Origin of the sequence: Stenotrophomonas sp. 704A1 (assembly GCF_030549525.1) — a bacterium.
Lineage (GTDB): Bacteria > Pseudomonadota > Gammaproteobacteria > Xanthomonadales > Xanthomonadaceae > Stenotrophomonas > Stenotrophomonas tuberculopleuritidis.
On the sequence record NZ_CP130831.1, the window covers coordinates 3,765,580 to 3,786,167 of the forward strand.

A 20,588-nucleotide genomic window follows, 5' to 3' on the forward strand; every position below is an offset into this window, starting at 1 on the left:
CGTCCCACCCGGTAGCGCCGGGCCGCGCCCGGCGGCCGTGATCCCCGGCCTCAGTCCAGCAGCGCCAGCAGTTGCGCCGGATCTCGCGCCAGCTGCCCGGCGCCCGCCTCGGTCAGCTCGTCCTCGCCGCCAAAGCCCCACAGCACGCCGATGCTGCGCAGGCCATGGTGGCGGGCACCCTCGATGTCCATGCGGCGGTCACCGATCATCCAGCAGCCTTCCGGCGCCAGCTGCAGGCGCCGCAGCGCCTCGCCGACCAGCTGCGGCTTGCTGCTGCGCGCGCCATCCGGCGTGGACCCGATCACGTCCTCGAACAGTTCACCAAACGGCAGGTGCTCGACGATGCGGCGTGCATGCGGTTCGTTCTTGGCGGTGACCACGGCCAGCCGATGGCCGCGCGCATGCAGCGCCCGCACGACGGCTTCGATGTCCGGGTAGATCGTGTGTTCGCGCCAGCCTTCCACGTCGAAACGCTCGCGGTAGAACGCCACCGCCTGTTCCACACGCGCCGGGTCGTTGAACAGCGGGCCGAAGGTGGTGCGCAGCGACGGGCCGATCCAGCCCTGCAGGGTGTCCTGCGAAGGCACCGGATGGTCCATCTTCCGCAGCGCATGGGCGATGCAGGTGGTGATGCCCACTTCCGAATCGATCAGCGTGCCGTCCATGTCGAAGAAGAGCGTTGCACGCTCTTCTCCGTGGCGCAGGGCTGCCGACGTCACGCGCCGCGGGCCGCCAGCGCGGCGACGGCCGGCAGGGTCTTGCCTTCCAGGAACTCCAGGAACGCGCCACCACCGGTGGAGATGTAACTGACGTCGTTGGCGATATCGAACTTGTCGACCGCTGCCAGGGTGTCGCCGCCGCCGGCGATGGAGAATGCCGGCGAGCTGGCGATGGCCCTGGCCAGCGCTTCGGTGCCCTTGCTGAAGGCTTCGAATTCGAACACACCCACCGGGCCGTTCCAGACCACCGTGCCGGCCTTCTCGATCAGCTGCGCGTACTGCGCGGCGGTCTGCGGGCCGATGTCCAGGATCAGATCATCGTCGGCAACCGCGTCGACCGCCTTCACCTCGGCCGGCGCGTCCGGCAGGAACTGCTTGGCGGTGACCACGTCGACCGGCAGCGGAATGTCCGCACCGCGCGCCTTGGCATCGGCCACGATCTTCCTGGCGGTATCCAGCAGGTCCGGCTCGTACAGCGACTTGCCGACCTTGTAACCGGCTGCGGCGATGAAGGTGTTGGCGATGCCGCCACCGACGATCAGCTGGTCGACCTTGCCGACCAGGTTGGCCAGCAGCTCCAGCTTGGTGCTGACCTTGCTGCCGGCAACGATGGCCAGCAGTGGCTTGGCCGGCGCGTCCAGCGCCTTGGCCAGCGCGTCCAGTTCGGCCATCAGCAGCGGGCCACCGGCCGCAACCGGGGCAAAATGGATCACGCCGTGGGTGGACGCCTGCGCGCGGTGCGCGGTACCGAAGGCGTCCATCACGAACACGTCGCACAGCGCCGCGTACTTCTTCGACAGGGCTTCATCGTCCTTGCCCTCGCCGACGTTCATGCGGCAGTTTTCCAGCAGCACCAGCTGGCCCGGCTGCACGTCGACACCGTCGACCCAGTCACGCACCAGCGGCACCTCGCGACCGAGCAGTTCGGACAGGCGCGCAGCAACCGGCGCCAGCGAATCGGCCTCGCTCCACACGCCTTCCTTCGGGCGCCCCAGGTGCGAGGTGACCATCACCGCCGCGCCCTGCTCCAGCGCGCGCTTGAGCGTCGGCAGCGAAGCAGTGATGCGCTGTTCGGAAGTGATGCGGCCATTCTCGATCGGCACGTTCAGATCCTGGCGGATCAGCACGCGCTTGCCGGAGAGGTCGAGGTCGGTCATGCGGACGATGGACATGGGCAACTCTTTGGCTCAGGGACGGGATGCCGGAATGCGGCAGACGGCCATTGTATCGGGTGCGGCTGGTGGGAGGGCCGATGCCTGCGGCGGCCAGAAGCGCAGTGCAACAGCGAACAGCAACCGCCCATCCGCTCGGCCAAGCGCATGCGCGGCGTCCTGCGCCCCCCACGAGGGGCGGCGCCGTTCGCGCGAAGCTACGCCGAAGGCGCGGGCTTCTGCCGCAGCAGGCTGACCGCCAGCCCCCCCACCACCAGCACGCCCAGCCCCAGCAAGGCCCACAGCAACCACGCTTTCCAGTCGTGCTGCGGTTTCAGTGCCGCCTCACCGGCCAACGCCTCCGGTGCGCCTTCCAGGCGCGCCAGCGTCGGCTGCCACGACGGATCATTGCGCTGGCGCAGCTCCTCGATCAGCACCGCGATAGGGGCTTCGGCACGACGCGCGGTGGCACTGCCCACTGCCAGTGCGTAGGGCGCAGCCCCCTGGCTGAGGAACACCAGCACTTCCGGCTGGTAGCCCAGCCGCAGGGTCGGTGCACTGGTGGTTTCCACCGGACTGGCCACCAGTTTCCAGTAGCGGTCGCGGTACATGCCACCCAGCGGCTGCGCGGCCGACTGCTGGCGCTGGCCCGGCGCGCCCTGCTGCAGCTGGTAGGCGATCCACGGCGCACTGCGGCGCTGCCAGTCGGCGCGTTCATCGTCGCGGCTGAACAACGTCCATTGCACCAGGCTGTTGTCGGTGCTGGCCACGTCGGCGCGGGTCACCGGGAAGCGGCCGTCCAGCTCGAAGGTGAACTCGCCCTTGCCCTGCGCGACCGGGCTCAGCGACAGCCATTCCCACGGCACGGTGGCCGGCGCAGGCGGCAGCTCGGCCAGCACGCTGCGCAGTGCCGGCAGGCGCGCCTCGCCCTGCGGCAGGATCCGCAGATAGCGCGCATTGCCATCGACCTGCAGGCGCCGCTGCAGCAGGCGCTTGCCGGCCCGCTGCAGGTCCACCAGCGGCACATCGCGGGCGATCGCGCGCCAGCGCTGCAGATCGTCGCTGGCATCCAGCTGTACCTGTGCCTGCAGCGGTTGCCCGCTGTCGGGCCAGTCCAGCACCAGCGCCGCCAGGGGCTGCTGGCCGAGCACGCTGGCATCGATCAGCCAACCGCCCTGCCCGTTCGCCACGGCGCCGCCACCGACCCGCGCCTCGACCCGGCGCACGCGGCCATCGGTGTCGCGCTCGGTCAACAGCTGCAGGTCATTGCGCTGCCCTTCTGCCAGCGGCGGCAACGCGAACCACGGCAGCTCACGCTGCACCGGTGGCTGTGCCAGCGGCTGGTCCGGCGCCAGCAGCGCCGACGGCAAGGCCTGCCCCGCGGCGTTGAACACCTGCAGATCGCCCAGGTCGGCACTGCCGGCACGGCGGTAGATGGCCGGTTCCAGCACCACCCGGTACGCGCCGGACTGTGCACTGGACAGACTCAGCGGCCACTGTTCGGCGTACTGCGTGCGGTAGTCCACCGCCTGTGCCGCGACGGCACCGGCCACTCCCAACAGCACGGGCAGCAGCGCCCTGCTCCACGTCTTCATTGATTTTCCTCCACGATTGGCGCTGCGCCCGGGGGCGCTGGCGCCAGGTAACCCACCACGGTGCACAGCAGTCCGTAGGCGATGAACGAGGCGATGCCCAGCAGGTTGCCCAGATGCTGGCGATCGATGAGCACCAGCTTGGCCAGGACCACCGCCATCAGCACGGCGCCGACCTTCCACAGCACCCGTTGGCCGCGGCGCGAGCCCCATACCCAGGCAATCACGCCCAATACGCTCCACAGCACCGTGAGGCTGGTCTGGGCCAGGCTGGAGCGGGCCATCCCCGGCGTCCACGCCAGCCCGCCCCAATGATGCACGCCGTGCAGCACCGTGCTGGTCAGGGCGATGAAGCCAGCCACCGCCAGCAGCGGCACGCGCAGGCGCTGCAGCGGCGCCGGCCCCTGCGCGTGGTACAGCCAGCGCGCGGCCAGCAGCAGGCTGATCCACTGCGCCAGTTCGGCCGGATTGAGCACGGGCAGCCAGGGCAGCGGCGTGGCGTCGCCCGCCAGGGTCAGACCGATTCCCCAGGCCAGCGCCAGCACTGCAAACACCACCCACTGCAATGGCAGCCGTGCCGTATCGAAGCGGGCCCCCAACGGCCAGCGCAGCACGCGCCAGTGCCACAGCGACAACGCGGCGAGCAGCAGCCACGGCAAGGTCACCAGCAGCGCGGTCCAGCCCTGGGCCAGGCGCGCATCGCCGCCGCCCCACAGGGCCAGCAGCGAAAGCAGCGAAGGCCACAGCAGCCACCACAGGAACTGCGCGATGCGGGCCACGCCATCGCCGCCCTGGCGCAGGCACAGCAGGCTGCGCACGCCCAGCAGCGCGAACGCGGCCCAGGCCAGGCCGCCGTAGCCGGCGAACGGCTGCTGGTGCGCATCGCTCTGCAGCAGTGCCAGCGGGAACCCCAGTGCCAGCATCGCCAGCGCGGTCATGCCCAGCGCGCGTGCCGGCTGCCGGCGCTGCACCTCTGCGGCCAGCCAGCCGGTCAGCGCCGCCAGCACCAGCAGCGCATCGGCCTGCGTGGCATGGGCGAAGAAGCGGCCGATCTCGTGCGCGCAGCCGCCCAGCCACCACAGCAGGCCCCACAGGTAGTACGCCAGCGCGATGTCATGGCGCTGCCTGCGCTGGTAGCTCCACGCGGCAGCGAACCCGGCCACGGCCAGCAGCACGGCACCGATCGCGGTCGGGTTGAGCAGGAAGCGCGCGTCCTGGTGCCAATGGTCGGCACCGACCACGAATGCAAACGACGCGGCGAACTGCAGCAGCGCACCGGCAACCTGCGGCAGCCAGCGCTTCTGGCGCAACCCCAGCCAGGCCAGGCCAGCGCCTTCCAGCGCAAACACCGCGCCGGTGGCGCGTGCCGACAGCGCCAGTGGCACTGCCAGCGTGGCGAAGCCGGCCGCCAGTACCGCGTGCGACTGGGCCAGCACGGTGTAGGCGCTGCGTGCGATCAGCGCCCGCGCCAGCAGCGCGTAGATCGCTGCCAGGCCCAGCGCACACAGCGCCAGCGTCATCGGCTGCTGGTACAGCATGCCGGCCTGCAGCGAGAACGCCACCAGCGGCGTGCCGAACACCAGGCTGCCATCGACCAGGTCGCGACGTTCGGCGGGCTGGCGACGCGCATACAGCAGCGGGATGAGCAGGTAGAAGGCGAAGAACAGCAGCAGGAACGGTTCGGTACTGGCGAACTTGTCCGGCCGGTACTGCAGCACGCCCCAGAACGTGCCGATGCCGAAGGTGAAGGCGAAGCCGAGCAGGTTCAGCGCGCGCCACGGACGGAACCAGGCAATGGCAAACACGCCCGCGTTGAGCACTGCGTAGTAGCTGAACAAGCCGACGTGGTTGCCACTGCCGGTGGACAGCCACAGCGGCGCCATGAACCCGGCCAGGATGCCCAGCACCGCCAGCGTGCGCGAGTTCTGCACCACCGCCAGCACGCACAGGCCCGCCACCAGCGCGATCGAACTAGCGAATGCGAAACCGGGAGCGAGCAGTTCGAAGCGCTTGAAGGCGGCAAAGATGGTCAGCAGCAGGACGCCGATGGCACCGCCCTGCAGCGCCAGCGCGAACAGCCGCCGGCGTTCGCGCTGCTGCCAGCCGAAGCCCAGCAGGCCCAGCGCGCCGACGGTGATGCCGGCCAGACGCAGTTCGATCGGCAGCACCAGCCAGCCCTGGTCGCTGACGTACTTGAGCAGCGCAGCGACGCCGGCCAGCAGCACCAGCATGCCGATCTTCACCGGCACATTGCCATGGGTGAACCAGTGCTTGACCGCGCCGGCGGCGCGCTCGACCACGTTCGGCAGCGCCGGTTCGGCAGGCAGCGGCGGCGTCTTCGGTACAGGGGGTGGCGACAGCGGCGGTGGTACGGCAGCGGCCACCGGCTCGGCAACCTTCGTCGGCGGCGCAGGCGCGGCGGCCGGGCGCAGGAACGGCGGCTCGCTGGAATCCGCGGCAACCACCGGCGGCCGTGGCGGCGCGACCGGTGCCTCGGCCATGCGCGACGGCGCGGCGGCAGGCCTGTCTTCGGCCAATGCGCCTTCCAGCGCGGCCACGCGCCGGCGCAGGCCGGCAATCATCACCAGCGCGACCACCAGCAGCAGCGGTATCGCCAGCAGGACCAGTACTGCCAGGACCAAGAGTGCTTCCATTCCTTGCCTTCCGATGCGATCCCGCACGCCACGATGGCGGCGGTCGACGGCCCATGCTACGTCAGGCAGGGCCCCTGAAACGACGAACCCCGGCCAGGCCGGGGTTCGAGCGACGGTCTTGGCGCGCCTTACTTGGCGGCGACGACCTTGGCCATTTCCAGGCACTTGTTGGAATAGCCCCACTCGTTGTCGTACCACGACACCAGCTTGACGAAGGTTCCGTCCAGGGCGATACCGGCATCGGCATCGAACACCGAGGTGTGGGTTTCACCGCGGAAATCGGTGGCCACCACCTTGTCTTCGGTGTAACCGAGGATGCCCTTCAGGGCGCCTTCGCTCTGAGCCTTCACTTCGGCGCAGATCTCGGCGTAGGTGGCTTCCTTTTCCAGCTCGACGGTCAGGTCGACCACCGACACGTCCGAGGTCGGGACGCGGAAGCTCATGCCGGTCAGCTTCTTGTTCAGTTCCGGAATCACCACGCCGACGGCCTTGGCCGCACCGGTGGACGACGGAATGATGTTCTCCAGGATGCCACGGCCACCGCGCCAGTCCTTGTTGGACGGGCCATCGACGGTCTTCTGGGTAGCGGTGGCCGCATGCACGGTGGTCATCAGGCCACGCTTGATGCCCCACTTGTCATTGATGACCTTGGCCAGCGGCGCCAGGCAGTTGGTGGTGCACGAGGCGTTGGAGATGATCGCCTGGCCAGCGTAGGTCTTGTCGTTCACGCCGAACACGAACATCGGCGTGTCGTCCTTCGACGGTGCCGACAGGATGACCTTCTTCGCGCCCGCGTCGAGGTGCTTCTGTGCGCTGACCTTGTCCAGGAACAGGCCGGTGGCTTCGAGCACGACGTCGACGCCTACTTCGTCCCACTTCAGGTTGGACGGGTCGCGTTCCTGGGTCAGGCGGATCTTCTTGCCATTGACCAGCAGATCCTTGCCATCGACGGCTACGTCGGCCTTGAAGCGGCCGTGCACGGAGTCGTACTTGAGCATGTAGGCCAGGTAATCCGGCTCCAGCAGATCGTTGATGGCCACGATTTCGATGTCGTCGCCGAAGTTCAGCACCGCCGAGCGCAGGACGTTACGCCCGATGCGACCGAAACCGTTGATACCAACCTTGATTGCCATGTTCTCAAGCTCCTGCAGCCGCGACAGGTGCGGCGGGGTGGATAGGGCCCACAAGTCTAGCAGGCCGAGCTTGACCACCGCCGGCCAGGCCCGCGCCCCGGGGCGGGGGCCGGACAGGATTTGATCCGGATCAAAGCGTTAGCGCGGCGTGAGGCCGAGACTGGCCACATCCACCCCGCAACGAGATCCCCCCATGCGCAAGACCTCCCCCCTGATCGTGGCCAGCCTGGCCGCCGCCCTCTCCCTGGCCGCCGCCCCGGCCATGGCCCAGTCCAAGGGCGACTGGACCCTGTCGGCCGGCGTGCACCAGGTGGCGCCGAAGTCGAACAACGGCTGGCTGGCCGGCGGCACGCTGAAGGTCGACGTCGACAACGATGTCAAGCCGACCATCACCGGTGAGTACTTCATCGCTGACAACCTGGGCATCGAAGTGCTGGCCGCCCTGCCGTTCAAGCACGACATCAACATCAATGGCCTGGGCCGCGTGGGCAGCACCAAGCAGCTGCCGCCGGTGGTCACCCTCCAGTACCACTTCAACAGCAAGGGCAAGGTGTCGCCGTTCATCGGTGCCGGCGTGAACTACACCACCTTCTTCAGCGAAGACACCACCGGCGCGCTGGCCGGCAGCACGCTGAAGCTGCAGGATTCGTGGGGCCTGGCTGCACATGCGGGCCTGGACTTCGCGATCGGCGAGAAGGGCGCGCTGCGCGTCGATATGCGCTGGATCGACATCGACAGCAAGGTGAAGTTGAACGGCGAGAAGATCGGCACGGTCAACATCGATCCGCTGGTCTACGGCGCGTCCTACGTCTTCAAGTTCTGAAGCAGAACCCCCCTCGCAGCATGTTGCCCCGGTATGTGTGTGCCGGGGCCTTTTTTGATCACCCGTCCGCCGCCACTTCCACCCGGTTGCGGCCCCCCGCCTTGGCCCGGTACAGCGCCGCATCGGCCCGCGCCAGGGCCTGTTCCAGCGTGTCACCGCCATCGTCATGCCAGCGTGCCACGCCAATGCTCACGCTGACCACCGGCGCGGCGTCCGAATCGGCATGGGCGATCGCCAACGCCTGCACCTGCTGCCGCAGCTGCTCGAACGGCGCCGACTCCGGCTGGCCGGGCTGCCAACGGCCCAGCGCCACGAACTCCTCGCCGCCGTAGCGCGCGACCACCGCGTCGCTGCCGCGCAGCTGCGCGGCCAGTGTCACCGCCACCGCGTGCAGCACGGTATCGCCGGCAGGATGCCCGTGGTGATCGTTGTAGCGCTTGAAGTAATCGATGTCGATCATCGCAATGCGCAGTGCGCCGCGTGCGTGCGGTGAACGCAGGTAGTCGTGGAAGATCTGGTGGGCGCGCCGGTCGAAGGCACGCCGGTTGAGCAGGCCGGTCAGTCCATCGTGGTTGGCCAGCGCGTCGAGCTGCTGTTCGGCACGGTAGGTCGCACGCGCCTGGCGTTCGGAAATGTAGCTGCCGACGATGCCGGCCACGTTGCTGGCCAGCACGAACATCACGCTCTGCAGCATCTGCGCCCAGTGCCGGCCCACCTGCAGCTCGGCCAGGATGAAGGCCAGCGTGATCAGCGTGCCGGTCAGTGTTGCGACCCCGACCCGCAGCCCGCACAGGAAGTAGTTCAGCAGCAGGAACAGGCTGATGCCTTCATAGGGATAGTCCACGCCGGCCCGGTGCGCGGTCCAGATCATCGTCACCAGGGTCAGCCCGCTGACCAGCACAACGCTGCCGCCCAGCCACTGCAGATGCCGGCGGAACACCGGCAGGAAGGTGAGCGCCAGCCCCAGCAGCAGCGCCGGCAGCAGCAGGGCCAGGCGCCAGCGCAGCACCGGCGCGTGCACCTCCGGCGGCAGCCAGGCATGGTCGAGCGCGGCAAACCCCAGCGAGAACAGCGCAGCCACGGCACAGGCCCAGCGCATGCGCCAGACCACCTGTGCATTGAAGGCGGCGGAAAATCCGTCGGCGGGCGGATGCCCCGCCATGATCCGCCTGTCGGTGATGGTCATCGCCGCCTCCCCGCCCGTGACCGGGCCACCGTAACCGCACGCCGATCAAGACGATGTGGCGAGAGGCCGCGTTGCATCAATCCGCGCTGCGGCCGCCCCGCTAGAATGGGCCCATGAACGCCCTGCACTCCCTGTTTCTTGCCGCCGCTCTGGCGCCGGCCCTGCTCACCCTGTCCGCCCCGGCCCATGCCTGGGGTGCGCAGGGCCATCGTCTGGTTGCCGACGTGGCCGACGCCCGCCTCAGCCCCGCCGCGCGCGCCGAAGTCGACCGCCTGCTGGCGGCCGAGCCGGGCGCCACGCTGGCCAGCATCGCGCCCTGGGCCGACCAGCTGCGCGCCAAGGACCCTGGCCTGGGTCGCCGCTCGGCTGGCTGGCACTACGTCAACATCGCCGAAGACAACTGCCATTACGAAGCACCGAAGCACTGCAGGAACGGCAACTGCATCGTCGAAGCCCTGAAGGCACAGAGCGCCATCCTCGGCGATCGCAGCCTGACCGACGGCGAGCGCCTGCAGGCGCTGAAGTTCGTCGTGCACCTGGTCGGCGATATCCACCAGCCGATGCATGCCGGCTACGCCCACGACAAGGGCGGCAACGATTTCCAGCTGCAGTTCGGCAACCGCGGTACCAACCTGCACTCGCTGTGGGACAGCGGCATGCTCAACACCCGCAAGCTGGACGACGCGGGCTATCTGCCGCTGCTGCACAGCCAGCGCGCACCGAAGCTGGCGCGCCAGTCCAACCCGCAGCGCGACCCGCAGGCCTGGGCCGAAGCCAGCTGCCGCATCTCCATGCAGGCGGGCGTTTATCCGGCCTCGCGTAAAATCGGTGACGAATACACCGCGCGCTACCGGCCGCTGGCCGAAGCGCAGCTGCGACTGGCCGGTGAGAACCTGGCGCAGTTGCTGAACCGCGTGCTCGCCGCGCGCTGAGGAGCGTTCCGATGTCGGTCCACGTGCAGTCGTTCTTCCACCGCGACAGCCATACCTTCAGCTACCTGGTCAGCGATCCCGCCAGTGGCGAAGCAGCGCTGATCGACCCGGTCCTGGACTACGACCCGGACACCGACGCCAGCAGCGAATCGCCGCTGCGCGCAGCGTTGCAGGCCATCGAACAACAGGGCCTGCAGCTGCGCTGGCTGCTGGAGACGCATGCCCACGCCGATCATGTGTCGGCCGGGCGCCGGCTCAAGCAGCACTTCCCGCAGGCCACGCTGGCCATCGGCGAAGGCATCCGTGCGGTACAGGCCACCTTCGCACCGCGCTATGGCCTGCAGCTTCCTGCTGCGGATGAAATCTTCGACCACCTGTTCAACGATGGCGAAACCTTTGCCGTTGGCACGCTGCGTGGCCAGGTGATCGCGGTGCCGGGCCATACCAGCGACAGCATCGCCTACCTGATCGGCGATGCGCTGTTCACCGGCGACTCGCTGTTCATGCCCGACGGCGGCACCGCCCGCTGCGATTTCCCGGGCGGTGATGCCGCGCAGCTGTACCGCTCGATCCAGCGCCTGCTGGCCCTGCCCGACGCCACCCGCGTATTCGTCTGCCATGACTACGGCCCGGGCGGCCGCGCCATCGCCAACGAAACCACCATCGGCGAACAGCGCGCGCACAACATCCATGTCCATGACGGCGTGGCCGAGGCGGAGTTCGTCAGCGTGCGCCAGGCCCGCGATGCCACCCTGGCCGAGCCGGCACTGATGCAGCCGGCGGTGAAGGCCAACATCCAGGGCGGGGCCTGACACGCGCCGCTGCGTTCGCCGGGTCTGGCCCGGCGCCCGCGTGTCCGTCGGAGATCACCCGCCTTCATTTCCCCTGGGTGCGCACCACGTGCTGGCCCTTCACGATCTCGAAGGTGAAGGCGTACTGCAGGCTGACTGCCACCGGCTCGATACGCTCGGCACCGCGACAGTCGCCACGGTTCGATGGCACCTTGCCGGCCGGGAAGTGGCACACCGCTGCGGCCGAGTATTTCCACATCGCCACGGCGTCCTGCGCAGCTTGCAGCAGGGGCGCATTCTCGCGTGCAGCCCCTGCGGCGCAGTCCTGCCGATCGGTCAGCGGCATGCTGCGTTCGACGCTGCCCTGCGCATCCACCACCACCTGCAGGCAGATGGTAGTCGGTGCCAGTTCCGCGCGCGGATCACGATCGCCGACCTCAGGATCCGGTGCCGCGTATAGCTGCGGCATCCGGTAGCCCTCGGTCGCACCCAGCGAATACACCTGCAGCTGCCCACTGCCGCCGCCCGCCTGCGGCTGCAGGCGCTGGTGACCGACATTCTCGCTGCGGGTATCTACCGTGGTCAGCCGCTCCTGGCTCGCGCATCCGGCCAACAGCGCCGCCGTCATCAACAGCGGCGCGCACTTCACTTCGCGTCCTCGGTGTCGTCCATGGCAAAGGTGATCGGAATCTTCACTGCGCCTGCCACCGGCTTGCCGTTCTTCATTGCCGGACGATAGGTCCAGCTGCGCGCTGCAGCAATCGACACCGCGTCGAACACGCCCGGATTTGTGGCATTGAGCACCTGGACATCGGTGGGACGCCCCTGCGCATCCACTTCCACGCGCAGGTTCACCACGCCTACCTGGCGCTGATCGAACGCAGACTTCGGGTAGGACGGCGGTGGCATCTTGTCGATCTGGATGTCCCGATCCATGGCCGCCGCTGCCGGGCTGCCGGCCATCGTATTGCCCTGGCTGGCCCACGCCACCGCTCCCATTCCCAGGCACAGGCCGACCACCAGCACCTGACCTGACACCCACGGCAATGCCTTCCGCTTGGACTGCTTCAACATGGCGATACGCTCCTTCAACACGGGTTGGCTGCGCCAATGGCAGACCGCGGGCGCAACCGGGTGGACCAGCTGCGCCTTCAGCAGCGTGCTGGCGTAGAGGCCGCGCAGCGCCGGCTGCGGGGCCATGGTGCGGGCGTCGCAGGCCAGTTCCTGGTCGCGCAGGAAGCGGCCCGCAGCCCATGGCAGAAGCGGGTGGAACCAGAACACGGTGCGCGCCAGCAGCAACGCACCATTGGCCCAGTGATCGCCATTGCGCCGGTGGCTGCGCTCGTGCTGCAGGATCAGGCTCTGTTCCTGCGCGGTGAACTGCTGGTCGAAGTCGGGGCCAACCACGATGCGGGGGCGCCACAGACCGACCAGTGCGGGCAAGCCGGGATCGCCACTGGCCTGCCAGCTGCCATCGGCGCGCGGCTCCAGTGGCCCCATGCTGCGTTCAAAGCGACGCTGCGCGCGCAGGTCGCGCAGCAGGCAGATGCCCATGCCCAGGGCCCAGGCCATCAGCAACAGCCATGCCCCAGGCAACGACCGCGCAGCCACACCGTCGGTGGCCCCCGGTACCACTTTCAACGGCAACGTCGGCACATGCTGCAACAGCGCAAACTGTGGCAGCGGCAGCAGCAGGGCCACCAGCAGCAGCGGCAGCAGCCACCAGCTGCGGTAGGCCAGCCCAGCGCCCCCCAACCGCACCAGCAGTGGTCGTAGCACCGCCAGCAGGACCACGCCCACGGCCAGCCACAGGCTGGCCTGCCACAGTCCGTCGAGCAGCTCAGTCATGGTCCAGCTCCTGGATCAGCTTCTTCAGTTCGGCGATGTCCTGCGCACTCAGCTGGCCCCGTTCGCTGAAGTGCGCGACCAGCGGCGCCACACGCCCTTCGAAGACACGGCCGATGAAGTCCTGGCTCTGCGCCTCCACCCACGCCTGTCGCTGCAGCAGCGGCCGGTACAGGTAACGCCGTCCCTCGCGCTCGGCGGCGATCGCGCCCTTGGTCAACAGGCGGTTGAGCAGGGTCTTGATGGTCGGCTCGGCCCAGTCGCGGTGGGCCAGTGCGGCGACCACGTCGTCAGCACTACGGGGGGCCTGCTGCCACAGCACCTCCATCACGACGGCTTCGGCTTCGCTGATCGGGGTCATGGTTTACATCCGTAATCGACGATTCAATTACGCGCGTAATCGATCCCCCTGTCAAGCCCCTCGACTCCGGATTCATCGCCGCTGCGCCAACATCGGCCTCTCCCCCTGCGGACACCGCATGAAACCGCTGCCCAAGAAGGAGTTTCCGGTCGAGCAGGCCCGCCGCTTCCTCGAACCCGGCCCGATCGTGCTGGTCAGCACGGCCTGGCGCGGCCAGCGCAACCTGATGACGATGGGCTGGCACATGGTGATGGGCTTCTCGCCTTCGCTGGTCGCCACCTACCTGTGGAACGAGAACCACAGCCACGCGTTGGCCCTCGGCAGCCAGGAATGCGTGATCAATGTGCCGGGGGTGGAGCTGCTGGATACCGTGGTGGACATCGGCAACTGCAGCGGCCGCGACGTCGACAAGTTCGCCCGCTTCGGGCTCGATGCGCTGCCTGCGCGCGAGGTCGGCGCGCCGCTGGTCGGGCAATGCCATTCCTGCTTCGAGTGCCGCCTGTACGACGACAGCCAGGTAGCAGCGAGCAATCTGTTCATCTGGGAAATCGTGCGCGCCCATGTTGCGCCCCGGCCGAAACTGCCGCGCACGGTGCATTACCGGGGCGATGGGCAGTTCATGGTGTCCGGCGCGGAAGTCTCGCGTCGACGGCGGTTCAAGCCCGACATGCTGTAATGCCCGCACTCCCCAGACGCAGGATCTCCCCGGATGACCGAACACCTCACCGACCTGGACGCCGCCGTTGACTGGCTGTTCGCGCGCGTGGACGGGCCGTTGCGGATCGGTGCTCCGTTGGCCCTGGGCAAGCCGCACCGATTGCTCAACGCCCTGTATGCGCGCGTCGCGCAGGATCCGTCGCGCCCTTTGCAGCTGTACACGGCACTGTCGTTGAACCCGCCACAGGCCCGCGGCACCGGCCTGGAAGCGCGCTTCATGGCGCCCTTCGCGGCCCGCCATTTCGGCGAGGATTTCCCGCGCCTGGCGTATGCCGATGCGGTCGCGCGTGACGCGCTTCCGGCACACGTGCAGGTGGAGGAGTTCTACATGCAGTCCGGTGCGCTGCTCGGTTCGCGGCAGGCGCAATCCAGCTACACCAGCCTCAACTACACCCATGCCGCCGATGCAGTGGCCCAGCGCGCGCCGCAGGTGATCGTGCAGAAGGTGGCGATGCGTCCGGACGACCGGCGGCTGTCGTTGTCGTGCAACAACGACATCACCCAGGACACGCTGGATGCCATGGCCGCGCGCGGCCTGCCGCGTCCGCTGCTGATCGCCGAGATCGACCCGCAGCTGCCTTACCTGGGCGGTTCGGCGACGGTGGATGTGTCCTTCTTCGATCTGGTCATCACCCCGCCGCCGCCGTATCCGGCGCTGTTCGCGCTGCCACGGCAGCTGGTGGCCGATGCCGACTATGCCATCGGCCTGTATGCCAGCACGCTGGTGCGCGACGGCGGCACGCTGCAGATCGGCATCGGCACCCTGGCCGATGCGCTCAGCCATGCGCTGGTACTGCGCCACACCGACAATGCACGCTACCGGCGCGTATTGAACGCACTGGACCCGCAGCTGGCCAGCCATCCGCTGGTGCAGGAGGTCGGTGGCCTGGACCCGTTCGAGATCGGCCTGTATGGCTGCAGCGAAATGCTCAACGAAGGCTTCCGCAGGCTGGTGCAGACCGGTGTGATCAAGCGCAAGGTGCATGACGACCTGGCGCTGATGCAGCGCATCGAGAACGGCAGCACGCTGTCCATCGACCACGCCACGCTGGAGGCCGAAGGCGAATACCTGCACGGCGCCTTCTATCTGGGCTCCTCGGAATTCTACGAATGGCTGCGCACGCTGCCGGAGGACGCGTGCCGCGCGATCGGCATGCGCCGCATCAGCGAGATCAACCAGCTGTATGGCGGCAACGAGACATTGGAACGCCTGCAGCGGCGCCATGCGCGCTTCTTCAATTCCTGCATGATGGCCACCGCGCTGGGTGCCGCCGTATCCGATGCGCTGGAGGACGGGCGGGTGGTCTCCGGCGTGGGCGGCCAGTACAACTTCGTGGCGATGGCGCACGCGCTTCCGGAAGCGCGCAGCGTGCTGATGTTCCGCGCGGCGCGTGACGACAAGGGCCGGCGCGAATCGAACGTGCGCTGGAACTACGGCCACACCACCATCCCGCGCCATCTGCGTGACATCTATCTCAACGAATACGGCATCGCCGACCTGCGCGGGCTGACCGACGAAGACTGCGTGCATGCGATGGCTGCGATCACCGAAGCACCGTTCCAGGGCACTCTTCTGCAGCAGGCACACAGCGCGCGCAAACTGCTGGCCGCCACGGCGCCGGATCCGCAGCGCCAGCAGCGCAACACGCCGCAGGCGCTGGCCACCGCACTGGCGCCGTTCCGCGCCGATGGCACGTTGCCGGATTATCCGCTCGGCAGCGATTTCACCGATGCCGAACAGGTCCTGGTGAAGGCATTGGGCTGGCTGAAAGCCAACACACAGACGCGCGGCAGCAAGCTGCAGACCGTGTGGTCGGCACTGTGGCAGCCTGCCGGCGATGGCGATGCCGTGTACCTGCAGCGGATGGGTCTGCAGGCGCCGAAGGACTTCGCCGAACGCTTGAACGCGCGGCTGCTGCGGCTGGCACTGGCACGCACGGCCTGATCGCGCATCGCCGGTGCCCAGGCGCTGGCGTTCGCGTCCGGTGGCACAATCGTCAGCTGTCGCCACCGGAACGCCGCGTGCACCACCATATTACCGCCATCAACCATCAGGGACGTTTTGCCAGCGCCGCGTGTCCGTGGCTCGCCGTTGATGGCGTACCGATCGAGGTGTGGCTGGCAACGCATCTGGGCCAGCCCGACCTTGAACTGCACGCCCTTTCGCTGGTCTGGCTGTCCGACGATGGCGAGGATGCGCTGGCCAATCGGCGCATCATGCCCGCCGAGGACGGCACATCGACGCTGGTTCCGCTGCTGGTGTGCAGCTCCGATATGGACTTCGACTGCGCCGTACTGATGGCCGAACAGGTAGTGGACGGCGATACCCTGCAGTGGCGCCGGTTTGGTCTCAGCGTCAGCGGCGGGCTGGAGGTGGGCGCATGCACCCGTTGGAACACGCACGTCAAACCGGTCAGTTTCGCGCTGGATGATTTCAAGCACGCGCTGGCCGAGCACAAGCGACTGCTCGATGAACGCATCGGCGCGTCATAGCACCCAAGCGGGCGCTGCCGCCGCGCTATGCTGGTGCGATGAACGACGATTCCCGATTCCTGCTCGACCTGCAACAACGCCAGGCCGCAGGCGAAGACCTGCGCTATCTGTGCTTCTGGGGCCACCAGCCGCCGCGCAGCGGTGTGTCTGCTTCCTGTTTCAGCCAGTGGTATGACGCGGGCTTCGACATCGATGGCGTGCATTACCGCACCGCCGAACACTACATGATGGCCGGCAAGGCGCGCCTGTTTGGCGCCACCGACATGCTCGAAAAGATCCTTGCCAGTACCACGCCGGACAAGGTCAAAGCGTTCGGCCGCAGGATCGAGGGCTTCGATGAGGCGCGCTGGGTACAGGCACGCTACGGCCTGGTGGTCGAAGGCAACAGGGCCAAATTCGCGCAGAACCCGGAATTGGGCGAGTTCCTGCGCGAAACCGGCGACCAGGTGCTGGTGGAAGCCAGCCCGGTGGATTTCATCTGGGGCATTGGACTGGCCCAGGACCACGCCGACGCACGCAATCCTGCGCAGTGGCGCGGATTGAACCTGCTGGGATTTGCGCTGATGGAGGTTCGCCAAGCGATGTAGTCACGGGTCCACGTGTGGCGTGGATCTGTTGACCGGCATGCATCGCGCGTGACCGCAGATGCCCAAAGAAAAGGCCGGCGTGCGCCGGCCTTTCCTTCATCGCGCTGCGGTGCGGCTTACAGCGCCTTGGCCGCTTCCACCACGTGGGCGGCGGTGATGCCGAAGTGCTTGTACAGCTGGTCGGCCGGAGCCGAGGCACCGAAGGTGTCGATGCCGATCACCGCACCGTCCAGGCCGACGAACTGGCGCCAGAAACCGGTGACGCCGGCTTCGACCGCCACGCGCTTGCGCACGGCATTCGGCAGCACCGATTCACGGTAGGCCGCATCCTGGCGCAGGAACACGTCGGTGGACGGCATCGAGACCACGCGGGTCTTCAGGCCGGCGGCATCCAGCTGGGCCTTGGCTTCGGTGGCCAGCGAGACTTCCGAACCGGTGGCGATCAGGATCACGTCCGGGGTACCGGCAGCGTCGGCCAGCACGTAGCCACCGCGCTCGATCTGCGCGATCTGCTCGGCGCTGCGCGGCTGGTGCGGCAGGTTCTGGCGGCTGAACACCAGGCAGCTCGGGCCGTCCTGGCGGGTGATCGCGGCCTTCCAGCTCACCGCCGACTCGACCGCATCGCACGGACGCCACACGTCGTTGTTCGGGATGTAGCGCAGCGAGGCCAGGTGCTCCACCGGCTGGTGGGTCGGGCCATCTTCGCCCAGGCCGATCGAGTCGTGGGTGTAGACGTGGATGGCGTGGGCCGGGATCAGCGCGCTCATGCGCACGCCGTTGCGGGCGTAGTCGCTGAACACCAGGAAGGTGGCATCGAACGGAATGAAGCCACCGTGCAGGGCCAGGCCATTGGCAATGGCGGTCATGCCGAATTCGCGCACGCCGTAGTACACGTAGTTGGCGTTGGCGTCGTCGCTGGCGACCGATTTGCTGCCCTTCCACAGGGTCAGGTTGGAGTGGGCCAGATCGGCCGAGCCGCCGACGATTTCCGGCAGCAGCGGCGCGAAGGCTTCGATGGCCAGCTGCGAGGCCTTGCGCGAGGCGATCGTCGGGCCTTCCGCGGCGACCTGGGCGATGTAGGCATCGGCCTTGGCCACGAAGTCGGCCGGCAGTTCGCCGTGCGAACGGCGGGTCAGCTCGGCGGCTTCAGCCGGGTACTGCGCGGCGTACTTGTCGAACTGCTGTTCCCACTCGGCCTGGCGCAGGGTGCCGGTGCCACCGGCCCGCCAGCCGGCATAGATCTCGTCCGGAATCTCGAACGGGCCGTAGTTCCAGTCCAGCGCCTTGCGGGTGGCTTCCAGCTCGTCCTTGCCCAGCGGGGCGCCGTGACTGGATTCCTTGCCGGCCTTGGCCGGCGAACCAAAACCGATCGTGGTGCGGCAGCAGATCAGGGTCGGCTTTTCGTCCTGCGCCAGGGCTGCTTCGATGCCGGCCTTGATGCTCTCCGGATCGTGCCCGTCGACATCACGCACCACGTTCCAGCCGTAGGCTTCGAAGCGTTCCGGGGTATTGTCGGTGAACCAGCCCTCGACGTTGCCGTCGATGGAGATGTGGTTGTTGTCCCAGAAGCAGACCAGCTTGTGCAGGCCCCAGGTGCCGGCCAGCGAGGCCGCTTCATGCGATACGCCTTCCATCAGGCAGCCGTCGCCCATGAAGACCCAGGTGCGGTGATCGACGATGTCCAGTTCCGGACGGTTGAAGCGCTGTGCCAGCAGCTTCTCGGCCAGGGCGAAACCGACCGCGTTGGCGAAACCCTGACCCAGCGGGCCGGTGGTGGTTTCCACGCCCGGGGTCTCATGACGCTCCGGATGGCCGGCGGTGTGGCTGCCGAGCTGGCGGAACAGCTTCAGCTGCTCGATCGGCAGATCGTAGCCACTCAGGTGCAGCAGCGCGTACTGCAGCATCGAACCGTGGCCGTTGGACAGCACGAAGCGGTCACGGTTGAACCACTGCGGGTTGTTCGGGTTGTGGCGGAGATAGTCGTTCCAGAGGACTTCGGCAATGTCGGCCATGCCCATGGGCATGCCGGGGTGGCCGGACTTTGCGGTTTCAACCGCATCGGCGGCAAGGAAGCGGATGGCGTTGGCCAACTGGCGACGGGTAGGCTGCGTCATGGTTCTGTCGGAATCGGGAGGCGGCCGCGGAACTGCGGGCGCACCATTGTCCCACAGACGCCCGGCAGGGTCAGGTCAACGCCGTCCAGAAACGGAAAAGGGCCGGTCCCTTTCCCGCGGGAAAGGGATCCGGCCCCGTCCAGTGGCTGCCGGGGTCAGCGCTCGACGCGGGCGGCAGCGGCGGCCGCCTCGGCCGGGGTATCCGGGGCCTCGCCCTTGGCCACCAGGGTGGTCAGGGCCAGGTCGCCGGTCACGTTCAGCGCGGTGCGGCACATGTCCAGGAAGTGGTTCACGCCCAGGATCAGGCCGATGCCGAGCGGGTTGACGCCGACCATCGCGCAGATCATCGCCACCACCGGCAGCGAGCCGGACGGCACGCCCGCGGTACCGATGCCACCGAGGATGCAGACCGCCATCACCATGATCTGCTGGCCGATGGACAGGTCCACGCCGAAGAACTGGGCCAGGAAGATCACCGTCACGCCCTCGAACAGCGCGGTGCCGTTCTGGTTTGCGGTAGCCCCCACGGTCAGCACGAAGCGCGACACGCGCTGCGGCAGCCCCATCTGGTCGGCCACGCGCAACGCGGTCGGCAGGGTGGCATTGCTGGACGCGGTGGAGAAGGCCATCACCGTCGCCTCCTGGGTATCGCGGAAGAACGACAGCGGCGATCGACCGGACAGCCACACCGCGGTGCCGTAGGTCACCACCATGTGCAGGCCCAGCGCCAGCACCACCACGCCCACATAGGCACCCAGGCGGATGATCAGGTCGAAACCGAACAGCGCGGCCAGGTTGAACATGAAGCAGGCCACCGCATACGGGGCCAGGCGGATGACCAGATTGATCAGGGTCATCGAGATCTCGAACACGCCCTCGATCGCGCGGCGCAGCGGCGCCACCTTGGCTTCATCGGTCAGCACCATGCCGATGCCGAACATCAAGGCGAAGAACATCAGCGACAGGATCGCACCGTTGTCCGATGCCGCCTGCAGCACGTTGCTCGGCACGATCGACAGCAGCATGTCCATGCCCTTCGGCGTGCCATGGATGCCCGCCACGATCTCCTTGCTGCGTTCGGCATTCTCCGAAAGCATCAAGGCGGCCACCTGCGGATCGACGCCCGCACCCGGCTTGAGCAGGTTGACCAGCACCAGGCCGATGCCCACTGCGATACCCGACAGCAGCACGGTGTAGGCCAGGGTCTTCCAGCCGATGCGGCCCAGGGCGCGGATGTCGCCCATCTCGGACACACCCATGATCAGCGCCGAGAAGATCAGCGGCACGATCAGCATGAAGATCAGATTGAGGAACAGGCCCGACGCCGGGGTGGTGATGTAGTCCATGACCCACTTGGCACCGGCCTGCAGACCTTCGACGCTGCCACCCAGGGCGTGCACGGTCAGTCCCAGGACCAGGCCGATCGCGAAGCCGATGCCCATCTTCCAATGCAGGGGCAACTTCTTCCTGTCGGCAGCAGCTGCTGTCAT

The 20,588-nt window shown here is 67.9% G+C and carries 18 protein-coding genes; 7 read left to right on the forward strand and 11 right to left on the reverse strand.

Annotation, left to right across the window (positions count from 1 at the left end; translation table 11 throughout):
* Window positions 1-50: 50 nt before the first annotated feature.
* The 5 genes from Q5Z10_RS17260 to gap all read right to left on the reverse strand — a co-directional run bounded on the left by Q5Z10_RS17260 (window position 51) and on the right by gap (window position 7,249).
* Window positions 51-665 (reverse strand): HAD hydrolase-like protein, encoded by a 615-nt coding sequence (locus Q5Z10_RS17260; protein ID WP_303639213.1) that lies wholly within the window; start codon window positions 663-665, stop codon window positions 51-53.
* 50 nt (window positions 666-715) lie between these two features.
* A complete protein-coding gene (locus Q5Z10_RS17265; protein WP_303636591.1) occupies window positions 716-1,891 on the reverse strand; it encodes a phosphoglycerate kinase in 1,176 nt (391 codons plus the stop codon).
* A 197-nt stretch (window positions 1,892-2,088) separates the two neighbouring features.
* Window positions 2,089-3,465 (reverse strand): DUF3999 domain-containing protein, encoded by a 1,377-nt coding sequence (locus Q5Z10_RS17270; RefSeq protein WP_303636592.1) that lies wholly within the window; start codon window positions 3,463-3,465, stop codon window positions 2,089-2,091.
* Window positions 3,462-6,116, reverse strand: coding sequence for a DUF2339 domain-containing protein (locus tag Q5Z10_RS17275; RefSeq protein ID WP_303636593.1), 2,655 nt, complete (start codon window positions 6,114-6,116; stop codon window positions 3,462-3,464). The genes Q5Z10_RS17270 and Q5Z10_RS17275 overlap by 4 nt, the downstream gene beginning before the upstream one ends.
* A gap of 128 nt (window positions 6,117-6,244) precedes the next feature.
* Complete coding sequence (gene gap / locus Q5Z10_RS17280) at window positions 6,245-7,249, reverse strand: type I glyceraldehyde-3-phosphate dehydrogenase (RefSeq protein ID WP_303636594.1); 1,005 nt, start codon at window positions 7,247-7,249, stop codon at window positions 6,245-6,247.
* A 193-nt stretch (window positions 7,250-7,442) separates the two neighbouring features.
* Between gap and Q5Z10_RS17285 the strand changes: the two genes are divergently transcribed.
* A complete protein-coding gene (locus tag Q5Z10_RS17285; RefSeq protein WP_303636595.1) occupies window positions 7,443-8,072 on the forward strand; it encodes an OmpW/AlkL family protein in 630 nt (209 codons plus the stop codon).
* A 58-nt stretch (window positions 8,073-8,130) separates the two neighbouring features.
* Here the strand turns inward: Q5Z10_RS17285 and Q5Z10_RS17290 are convergent, their stop codons facing one another.
* Window positions 8,131-9,258 (reverse strand): GGDEF domain-containing protein, encoded by a 1,128-nt coding sequence (locus tag Q5Z10_RS17290; protein WP_303636596.1) that lies wholly within the window; start codon window positions 9,256-9,258, stop codon window positions 8,131-8,133.
* A gap of 113 nt (window positions 9,259-9,371) precedes the next feature.
* Between Q5Z10_RS17290 and Q5Z10_RS17295 the strand changes: the two genes are divergently transcribed.
* Together Q5Z10_RS17295 and Q5Z10_RS17300 are read left to right on the forward strand one after the other, a co-directional pair.
* Window positions 9,372-10,190, forward strand: a complete 819-nt coding sequence (locus tag Q5Z10_RS17295) for a S1/P1 nuclease (RefSeq protein ID WP_303636597.1) — start codon at window positions 9,372-9,374, stop codon at window positions 10,188-10,190.
* An 11-nt stretch (window positions 10,191-10,201) separates the two neighbouring features.
* Window positions 10,202-11,002, forward strand: a complete 801-nt coding sequence (locus Q5Z10_RS17300) for an MBL fold metallo-hydrolase (protein WP_303636598.1) — start codon at window positions 10,202-10,204, stop codon at window positions 11,000-11,002.
* Window positions 11,003-11,066: 64 nt separating this feature from the next.
* Here Q5Z10_RS17300 and Q5Z10_RS17305 read toward each other — a convergent pair whose 3' ends face one another.
* From Q5Z10_RS17305 to Q5Z10_RS17315, 3 genes are read right to left on the reverse strand one after another with little or no spacing between them, the layout of a single operon-like run.
* Entirely contained in the window at window positions 11,067-11,630 is a 564-nt protein-coding gene (locus tag Q5Z10_RS17305) for a hypothetical protein (protein WP_303636599.1), read from the reverse strand.
* Window positions 11,627-12,829, reverse strand: a complete 1,203-nt coding sequence (locus Q5Z10_RS17310; protein ID WP_303636600.1) for a M56 family metallopeptidase — start codon at window positions 12,827-12,829, stop codon at window positions 11,627-11,629. The genes Q5Z10_RS17305 and Q5Z10_RS17310 overlap by 4 nt, the downstream gene beginning before the upstream one ends.
* Window positions 12,822-13,187: a BlaI/MecI/CopY family transcriptional regulator gene (locus Q5Z10_RS17315; protein WP_303636601.1), complete on the reverse strand. Its 366-nt coding sequence runs from the start codon at window positions 13,185-13,187 to the stop codon at window positions 12,822-12,824. Before Q5Z10_RS17315 ends, Q5Z10_RS17310 begins: the two co-directional genes overlap by 8 nt.
* A gap of 118 nt (window positions 13,188-13,305) precedes the next feature.
* Here Q5Z10_RS17315 and Q5Z10_RS17320 point away from each other — a divergent pair, with 118 nt between their 5' ends.
* From Q5Z10_RS17320 to ybiA, 4 genes are all read left to right on the forward strand, one after another.
* A complete protein-coding gene (locus tag Q5Z10_RS17320; RefSeq protein ID WP_303636602.1) occupies window positions 13,306-13,863 on the forward strand; it encodes a flavin reductase family protein in 558 nt (185 codons plus the stop codon).
* A gap of 33 nt (window positions 13,864-13,896) precedes the next feature.
* On the forward strand, window positions 13,897-15,849 hold the full coding sequence (locus tag Q5Z10_RS17325; RefSeq protein WP_303636603.1) for an acetyl-CoA hydrolase/transferase C-terminal domain-containing protein: 1,953 nt from the start codon (window positions 13,897-13,899) through the stop codon (window positions 15,847-15,849).
* Between the two features lie 77 nt (window positions 15,850-15,926).
* A complete protein-coding gene (locus tag Q5Z10_RS17330) occupies window positions 15,927-16,397 on the forward strand; it encodes a hypothetical protein (RefSeq protein ID WP_303636604.1) in 471 nt (156 codons plus the stop codon).
* 38 nt (window positions 16,398-16,435) lie between these two features.
* The gene (gene ybiA, locus Q5Z10_RS17335; RefSeq protein ID WP_303636605.1) at window positions 16,436-16,984 is read left to right on the forward strand and encodes a riboflavin biosynthesis intermediates N-glycosidase; all 549 of its coding nucleotides are present in this window, start codon (window positions 16,436-16,438) and stop codon (window positions 16,982-16,984) included.
* A 116-nt stretch (window positions 16,985-17,100) separates the two neighbouring features.
* On the opposite strand, the gene tkt is transcribed toward ybiA, so the two are convergent.
* Window positions 17,101-19,098, reverse strand: a complete 1,998-nt coding sequence (tkt, locus tag Q5Z10_RS17340; RefSeq protein ID WP_303636606.1) for a transketolase — start codon at window positions 19,096-19,098, stop codon at window positions 17,101-17,103.
* Between the two features lie 155 nt (window positions 19,099-19,253).
* Complete coding sequence (locus Q5Z10_RS17345) at window positions 19,254-20,588, reverse strand: dicarboxylate/amino acid:cation symporter (protein WP_303636607.1); 1,335 nt, start codon at window positions 20,586-20,588, stop codon at window positions 19,254-19,256.

Excerpts from the sequence above, each read along its gene's own strand:
- Q5Z10_RS17260 (WP_303639213.1), bottom strand. The coding sequence starts at position 665 with ATGGACGGCACGCTGATCGATTCGGAAGTGGGCATCACCACCTGCATC.
- Q5Z10_RS17265 (WP_303636591.1), bottom strand. The coding sequence starts at position 1,891 with ATGTCCATCGTCCGCATGACCGACCTCGACCTCTCCGGCAAGCGCGTG.
- Q5Z10_RS17270 (WP_303636592.1), bottom strand. The coding sequence starts at position 3,465 with ATGAAGACGTGGAGCAGGGCGCTGCTGCCCGTGCTGTTGGGAGTGGCC.
- Q5Z10_RS17275 (WP_303636593.1), bottom strand. The coding sequence starts at position 6,116 with ATGGAAGCACTCTTGGTCCTGGCAGTACTGGTCCTGCTGGCGATACCG.
- gap (WP_303636594.1), bottom strand. The coding sequence starts at position 7,249 with ATGGCAATCAAGGTTGGTATCAACGGTTTCGGTCGCATCGGGCGTAAC.
- Q5Z10_RS17285 (WP_303636595.1), top strand. The coding sequence starts at position 7,443 with ATGCGCAAGACCTCCCCCCTGATCGTGGCCAGCCTGGCCGCCGCCCTC.
- Q5Z10_RS17290 (WP_303636596.1), bottom strand. The coding sequence starts at position 9,258 with ATGACCATCACCGACAGGCGGATCATGGCGGGGCATCCGCCCGCCGAC.
- Q5Z10_RS17295 (WP_303636597.1), top strand. The coding sequence starts at position 9,372 with ATGAACGCCCTGCACTCCCTGTTTCTTGCCGCCGCTCTGGCGCCGGCC.
- Q5Z10_RS17300 (WP_303636598.1), top strand. The coding sequence starts at position 10,202 with ATGTCGGTCCACGTGCAGTCGTTCTTCCACCGCGACAGCCATACCTTC.
- Q5Z10_RS17310 (WP_303636600.1), bottom strand. The coding sequence starts at position 12,829 with ATGACTGAGCTGCTCGACGGACTGTGGCAGGCCAGCCTGTGGCTGGCC.
- Q5Z10_RS17315 (WP_303636601.1), bottom strand. The coding sequence starts at position 13,187 with ATGACCCCGATCAGCGAAGCCGAAGCCGTCGTGATGGAGGTGCTGTGG.
- Q5Z10_RS17320 (WP_303636602.1), top strand. The coding sequence starts at position 13,306 with ATGAAACCGCTGCCCAAGAAGGAGTTTCCGGTCGAGCAGGCCCGCCGC.
- Q5Z10_RS17325 (WP_303636603.1), top strand. The coding sequence starts at position 13,897 with ATGACCGAACACCTCACCGACCTGGACGCCGCCGTTGACTGGCTGTTC.
- ybiA (WP_303636605.1), top strand. The coding sequence starts at position 16,436 with ATGAACGACGATTCCCGATTCCTGCTCGACCTGCAACAACGCCAGGCC.
- tkt (WP_303636606.1), bottom strand. The coding sequence starts at position 19,098 with ATGACGCAGCCTACCCGTCGCCAGTTGGCCAACGCCATCCGCTTCCTT.
- Q5Z10_RS17345 (WP_303636607.1), bottom strand. The coding sequence starts at position 20,588 with ATGACAGCAGCTGCTGCCGACAGGAAGAAGTTGCCCCTGCATTGGAAG.